The sequence below is a fragment of the Streptomyces sp. NPDC054840 genome (genome assembly GCF_053611065.1).
Genome location: NZ_JBSGZP010000370.1, coordinates 1 through 7,309 on the forward strand (window position 1 = coordinate 1; position 7,309 = coordinate 7,309).

At 73.4% G+C, this 7,309-nt stretch carries 3 protein-coding genes; 1 reads left to right on the forward strand and 2 read right to left on the reverse strand.

What is annotated here, in order from left to right; translation table 11 throughout:
• The coding region (locus ACWGIU_RS23950; protein ID WP_453708921.1) for an AAA family ATPase at positions 1 to 2,923 on the forward strand (2,923 nt) is incomplete at its 5' end.
• Positions 2,924 to 2,984: 61 nt separating this feature from the next.
• Here the strand turns inward: ACWGIU_RS23950 and ACWGIU_RS23955 are convergent.
• Positions 2,985 to 4,571: an ATP-binding cassette domain-containing protein gene (locus tag ACWGIU_RS23955; RefSeq protein WP_453708923.1), complete on the reverse strand. Its 1,587-nt coding sequence runs from the start codon at positions 4,569 to 4,571 to the stop codon at positions 2,985 to 2,987.
• Positions 4,568 to 7,258: a class III lanthionine synthetase LanKC gene (gene lanKC, locus ACWGIU_RS23960; RefSeq protein WP_453708925.1), complete on the reverse strand. Its 2,691-nt coding sequence runs from the start codon at positions 7,256 to 7,258 to the stop codon at positions 4,568 to 4,570. Before lanKC ends, ACWGIU_RS23955 begins: the two co-directional genes overlap by 4 nt.
• Positions 7,259 to 7,309: the final 51 nt, after the last annotated feature.

A 7,309-nucleotide genomic window follows, 5' to 3' on the forward strand; every position in this document is an offset into this window, starting at 1 on the left:
GGACTGTACCGTCGCGGGCCCGGACGGCGGCCCGCACCCGAGGCGCGGGGAACTCATCGGCCGCGGGCCTGAGATGGGGCACATCATGCACGCGCTGGCGGGCGCCCGGTCCGGGCGCGGCGCGGCCCTCTTCGTCACCGGCGAGCCCGGTGTCGGCAAGACCCGGCTCGCCACCGAGGCCCTCGCCGTGGCCGCCGAGACGAACATGGTCACGGTGCGGGGGCGGGCGAGCGCGGTCGGCTCACCCATCCCGTACCGGCCGCTGGTCGAGGCGCTGCTCCTGCTGTCCCGGGCCCACCTGCTGCCCGACCCGGACGAACTCGGCCGCTACGGGCCGGTCATGGCCCGGCTGCTGACCGGCGCCCGCGACACGGACGCCGACCCCGCCTCGCACCTCGTGGTCGCCGAAACGATGCTGCGCCTGCTCAGCGCCGTCGGGGAACGGCAGGGCTGCCTGCTCGTCCTCGACGACCTGCACGACGCCGACGCCGGAACACTGGCGGTCGTCGACTACCTCCTCGACAACATCGGGCACCAGCCGGCGGTCCTCCTCCTCATCACCGGTTGCGCACCGTGCGCGGCGACCGAACTCGCCACGCGGGCCCGCGGGCGCGACGCCGCCGCGGTGCTCGACCTCGGACCCCTCAGCCGCCCCGACGTGCACCTGCTCATCGCGGCCGAGCTGCGCGTCCCCCCGGCCGAGGTCTGCCCCGACCTCGTCCACCGCGCGGTCGACAGCACCGCCGGTATCCCCTTCGTCGTCAAGGAACTCGTCCACGACCTCACCGGCCGCCCCGCACGCCCCGGCCCGGGGACACCGTCCGTCCCGCCCACCGTCGCGGACAACGTCAGACGCCAGGCCGAACGGCTCGGCCCGCTCGGTGTGGAACTCCTCGGCATGGCAGCCCTGTTCGGCCGCCGCTTCGCACTGCCCGTCCTGGAGCGCGCCATCGGCCGCGACCACGCCGAACTGTCCGCAGTGCTGCGCGCCGCCGTCGCCTCGTACCTGATCACGCCGGACGGTCCGGGCACCCAGTGGTACACCTTCCGCTACCCGCTGGCGGCCGAGGCCCTGCTGGACGACCTCGGCCCGGGAGAACGGGCCCGGTACGTACGGCGGGCCGCGCGCGCCCTCACCGACCTCCACCCCGGGCTGCGCGGGACGTGGTGCGAGCACGCCGCCCAGCTGCACGAGCACGCCGGCGACACCCCCGAGGCCATCCGCCTGTACTGCGAGGCGGCCGGGCGGGCGACGAACGAGGGCGCGGTGGACCGGGCCGTGGAACTGCTCACCAGGGCCCACCGGCTCGTCGAACCGGATACCGCGCCCGGACTGCGCGCCACGGTGCTGGAAGGCCTGCTGGACGCCGTCGCCGGCACGGCGCGGTTCGACCGCCTGCCCGCACCCTCCGCCCTCCTGGCCACCCTCGGCGGCGACGGCGGCGAGCACGGCATACCCGCCCGGCGCCGCGCCGGACTCCACGCCCGGCTGAGCGACCTCGCCACCCTGAGGGGCCGCCCCGCGGAAGCCCTGTGGCACCTCGACATCGCCCGCGCACTGCTCGGAGACCACCCGGCCGACCGGTACGCCGCCCTCGTGGACCTCTGTGCCGTGCACGTGGAACTGAGCCGGCTCGCCCCCGACCGGCTGCACACCGCCACCCGGTACGCCCACCGGGCCCTGGAAGCCGCCCAGCGCGTCGACCTGCCGGACGTGGCCTGCAGAGCCCTGCTGCTGCTCGGCCAGCTGGCCCGGGAACAGGACGAGCCGACGGCCGCGGCCCACTTCCGGCGGGCCCGCGCCATCGCCCTCGCCCGCCGGCTCCCCGCTCCGCGCACGGCCGCCGACGTGCACCTGGCCATCGTCGCCGCGAGCCACGAAGCCCGGCCCACCCGGCTCGAACAGGCCCGGCAGGAGGCCCTGGGCATGGGGCTGGTGCCCCTGGCCCACGAATCCGGCTTCGTCCTCGCGCTGGACCGGATCCAGCACGGCCGGTACGACGAGGCCCGGGACCGGATCCGGGAGGCCGCCGCCGACGCCTCACGGCTCGGGCTGGGCCGCCCCCTGGCCATGCTGCGGCTCGCCGAGGCCGTACGGTACGCCCACCAGGGCCGCCGGGCCGAGATGAACGGGGCCCTGGAGCGGCTGGCCCCGCTGCTGGACGCGGCGCCCGGCCTACGCGCGATGTCGTACGGGCTGGCACGGGCCTTCTGCTCGTTGCTGGAGGAACGGCACGAGGCCGCCGGGCAGGAGTTCGCGCAGGCTCTCGCCTACGACGCCGAGAACCCCGCGATGGGTGAGTTCGGCAAGCACGGCATCATCCTGCTGCTCGGCGTGCTGGCCGGCCGCATGGGCCGGCGCCACCACGCCGAGGTCACGCGGGCCGACGCCGGCGCCACCCGGTGGAACCACCAGTTCACCGGCCTCGCGCACGCCGTCCTGCTCGGCCGCGAGGGCCGGCCCGACGAGGCGACGGCCGCCGCGAGCAAGGCACTGGAGGCGGCCGAACCCTTCCCCATGGCACGCAGGCTCTGTCTGCGCCTCGTCGCGCAGTCGGCGTACGACGACGGCTGGGGCACGCCGGTCGCATGGCTGCGCGAGGCGGAGGAGTACTTCCACGACGCCGGCCTCCAGGCGGTCGCCGGAGCCGGCCGGGCGCTGCTGCGCGGGATGGGCGCCTCGGTCCGGCAACGGCGCGCGGGCGCCGAGCGGGTGCCGCCGGACCTGCGCCGGTGCGGGATCACCGTCCGCGAGTTCGAGGTGGCCCGGCTGGTCGCCGAACGCATCAGCAACAAGGACATCGCCGGCCGGCTGCACATCTCGCTGCGCACCGTCGAGAAACACGTGGCGAGCCTCCTGCAGAAGACCGGCCACCCGAACCGGACGGCCTTCGCCACCGCCGCCCGCGACCTGGTCGCCTGACCGCCTGACCGCCTGACCGCCTGACCGCCTGACCGCCTGACCGCCCGACCGCCCGACCGCCTCAGGAGATGCGGGCCAGCGGGTGTCCGGCCGTCAGGGTCACCACGCGGTCGAAGCGGCCGTCCAGGTCCTCGTCCCCGTGGTGCACGACGAGCAGCGCCCGCCCGGCGGTCCGCTCGCGCAGCAGCCGGAACACCAGCTCCCGGCCGCGGTCGTCGAGGTTCGCGAACGGCTCGTCGGCGAGGTACACGTCCGCGTCCTCGCACAGGAGCGCGGCGACCCCGACGCGCTGGCGCTGGCCCGAGGAAAGTTCCGAGGGCAGCCGGCCGGCCGGCTCGTCCAGGTCCAGCGCGGCGCGCAGCCCGTCGTCGGGGACGAGGTCGCGCACCGGCAGCGGCGGCAGGTTCACCGGAGCGGTCAGGCTCGCCACCCGGGGCGGCAGGATGACCGACCCGGCGTCGGGGGCGAGCGTCCCGGAGATGATGTGCAGCAGCGTGGTCTTCCCGCAGCCGTTGGGCCCGCGCAGCAGCACGTGCTCGCCGGCACGCAGCTCGAAGGCGTCGAACGACACCCCGGCCACTTCGGCCACCCCGGCCACTCCAGCCACTCCGGTCCCGCCGACCTCGTCCCCGTCCGCGCGGCCGTACACGACGCGGGCCCCCTGGACCCGTACCAGTGCCCCCTCGTCGTGGTACGGGGGCTGACGGGACTCGCGCAGGGACTCGATCCGTGCGAGGACGGCGGTGCTCCGGCGGGCCTGCGGAATCATGTTGACGAGGTCGAACATCCCCGTCACCGCCCGCCACAGCGAGTTGACGAAGGCGAGGAAGCTGCCGAAGGACATCCGCCCGGAGAAGACGAAGAAGGCTCCGACGATCATCGAAGCGGTGTCCGACAGGTTCATCACCAGGTCGCTGAGGGTCCGCTGGCGCTGCGCCAGCCTGAAGTTGACGAAGGTCATGCCGAGGAAGCCGCGCAGCGCGTCCTGGTTCGCGCGGCGCGTGCCCGGCAGCAGCGACGGCAGACCCCGCAGGGCGGCGAAGGCCTCCAGCGTCCGGGTCAGCGTGTTGACGTACCGGGCCTCCGCCTCGCGTTCGGGACCGGTGTTCTCCTCGATCCGCCTGCCGAGCCGGTTGCTCACGAACACCAGCGGCGGCACGATCACCAGCAGGACGAGGCTGGCCTGCCAGGACAGGTACAGCAGCACCCCCAGGAAGACGACCGAGGTGACCGCCTGCCGCGCGATGCGCAGGGACACGTCGACGGCCGGCAGGACCCCCTGGGACACGTCGTTGTGGATGCGGCTGACGTACGAGGCGTTGCCCGCCCGCGCCACCTTCCGGCCGTCCAGGCCGAGCGTGCGGCCCAGCAGCTCGGTCTCCAGCACCAGCGTGAACGCGTTCTCGAACCGCTTGCGCCGACAGGCGATCCAGTACCCCGTGAGGTTGAGGGTGAGCCCCAGCGCGAGGTAGGTGAGGCCGAGGAACAGGAAGCGCCGCAGGTCAGCGGTCAGGATCGCCTCGTCGAACAGCGCCTTGAGCAGCAGCGGGTGCAGCAGGGCCTCCAGCCCGCTCATGGCGACCTCGGCGACGAGGACCACCACGAACGGGGTCCGGTGACCGCGCAGCGTGCGCCAGAGCTGCCTCACCGTCCTGCCTCGTCCAGCAGGAAGTCGGCCGGGCCTCCCCGGTTCACCCGGTGGAGCACCCGCAGCACGCCCGCCGAGCCGGTCAGATAGTCGGTGGAGCAGCGCAGCAGCCCGTCGCCGGGCAGACCCAGCAAAGGGGGCCGGCCGTCGGCGCGGGGCAGCCCGAAGCGCTCGGCGGGCTCGAAGAGGAAGACCTTCCGGACGAAGTCGAGCTGGCGCAGCGCCGTGTCGCGGTACGACCGGTCGCCGGTGAACTCGGCCGCGTCCAGCAGCGCGTCGGCGATGCCGGCCATCCCGAAGGCGTAGCCCGGCATCACCGAGTACCGGACGTCCAGCCCGCGCAGGACGGTCCGGGCCGCGTCCGTGTCCCCGTAGCGCAGCAGCACCTTCAGCACGCCCGCCGAGCCGACCTCGACGTACGGCTCCATCGTCCCCTCGTGCGCGAACATGACCGGGCCGCCGTCGTCGTCGATGGGCCGGGCGTGGGCCATCTCCCAGGCGAGCGCCTCCCGTCCGAGCCGCAGGTAGCGCGCCTCCCCCGTGATCTGGTGCATGCGCAGCAGGAACATCGCGACACCGGCCTGCCCGAAGCCCAGGCCGGTCAGCGGCTCCTTCGCGGTGAACTCGTTCAGCCAGTGGGCGTGGCCTCCGTCCCGCTGCGCCGTCTCGTACAGCGCCTGCGCGCACTCCCGCGCGGCGGCGAGGTCGCGGGGGTCGTGGCCGCGCAGGAAGAAGCGCAGGTTGGTCATGCCGACCCCGGAGAGGCCGTAGTAGAAGGTGTGATCGCCCTTCTCCACCGCGCGTTCGTTGGCCCGGGTCAGCAGCTCCCTGGCCGGTACGCCGAGCCCGAGGGAGTCGGCCGCCCAGGCGATGCCGGACAGGCCGTTCATGAGGCCGTCCGGGTAGCGGGCCGGATCGATGTCCGCCAGCCTGCGGCTCAGCCAGGCACGCCACTCCGGCCGCACCGGGACGCCGCAGGCGTGCAGCGCCCACAGGACGCCGCTCGCTCCGAAGCCCAGGCTCAGCGGGTTGGTGACGTGCGCGAAGGGGTCCACGGGGAAGAGCGTGTCGCGGCCGGTGTCGGCGGTGGCCTCGATGAAGGCGGCCACCCCGGCCTCCGCGTCCTCGAGCCACGGCTCTCCCTCGACGACGGGGCGCTCCGGGGCGGCCTCGACCCGGTCCAGCAGGTCGTCGCCCTCGTCCTCCAGGGCCTTCAGCAGGCCGGTGAGGTCGATCCGGTCCCGGGCCAGGTCGGTGATCAGCCGGTGCACCCGCTCCGGCCAGCCCAGTCCCTCAGTGATGAAGATCCGGTACAGGTCGAGGACGTCCTCGCGCAGGTACGACATGGCGGCGATCGGGAAGATGAAGTACGCCATGGTGGACGCGAGGGCGTACCGGTCGCCCTCCGGCCCGTACGCCTTGAAGCGGTTGCGGGAGAGGCTGAACCCCGGGGTGTAGAGCTCGACCGGCTTCGCCAGGGCGTCGTCACCGCTCCCGGCCAGCCGGCAGGCCTCCAGGTCGACGATGGTCACCTCGTAGGTGTCCGGGTCGATGAGCAGGTTCGCGGCGGTGAAGTCGGTGAGGATCACACCGCGGTCGTGGGCGGCCTGGATCGCGCGTGCCAGCCCGCGGAAGACGGCGAGGAAGATCCCCAGGTACTCCCGTGACCGCTCGATGTCGAACCCCGGCCGCGCCAGCGGGTTGCGCTCCAGCAGCACCGAGCGGATGTCGGAGCTGTCGACGAACTCCTCCGCGATGTAGTGGTGTTCCCAGTGCCGGAACTTCGCGATCGGCGCCGGGTAGGAGCCCGCGTCGGCCAGCCGGTTCAGGAACATCCACTCGCGGCCGAGGATGTCCACGGCGTCGTGGTCCTGCCGCGGGTTGATGTTGGTGTGCGGGCGGGCCTCCTTGAGCAGCACCGGCCGGTCGCCGTCCGCGGTGTCCTCGGCCGTGTACACGCCGCCGCTGTTGGAGAACTGGATCGCGCCGGTCACCCGGAAGCGGCCCCCGAGGAGGCCGTCGTCCCCCTCGTCCTCGTCGGCGGGCTGCCAGTCGTCGAACGGCCAGGGCACCCAGGAGGGCTGCGCGTGGCCGGGGCGCCGGTCGTCCGGGACGGCTCCGTCCGGTCCGAGGATCCGCGGCAGCCCGCGGCCGAGGACGTCGACGGCGTGGGTGTCGAGGAACTGGCCGTAGCGGAAGTAGAGGGCCTTGCTGTCCCGGTAGCGCAGGTCCGACAGGACGTAGGCACCCTCGACGCCCTTCAGGAGCCGGGCGAGGTCCGCCAGGCAGGTCCGGAACTCGTCGTCGTCGCGGGGGTAGACGGTGACGAGCTTGCCGCCGCTGCCGCGGGAGATGGCCTTGGAGTTGAGCATCTCGAAGATGTTGAGATCGAGAGCGATCTTGAAATCGATCTCGCGTTCCGTCAGGTGGCCGATCACCGAGGCGGCGACCTCGCGTACGTGGCGGTGGCTCGACGAGACGTGGATCTTCCAGCCCTGCGACGGCAGGTTCTGGTTGTGCCGGAAGCTCCACCAGATGCCACTGCGGACGAATCGGGCCCGCACCCGCTCGTCGAACGCGGCGAGGAAGTGGTCCGCGTTCGGCTCGTAGGAGACGTCGAGCGGGTCGAAGAACAGTGTGTCGTTCCACGCGAAGAGGAAGCGGTAGACCCAGCGTTCGTTGTGCATGTCAGCCTCTGTGGTCGTCCGGGGGCCGCCTGGCAGCAGCGGCTGCGGCAG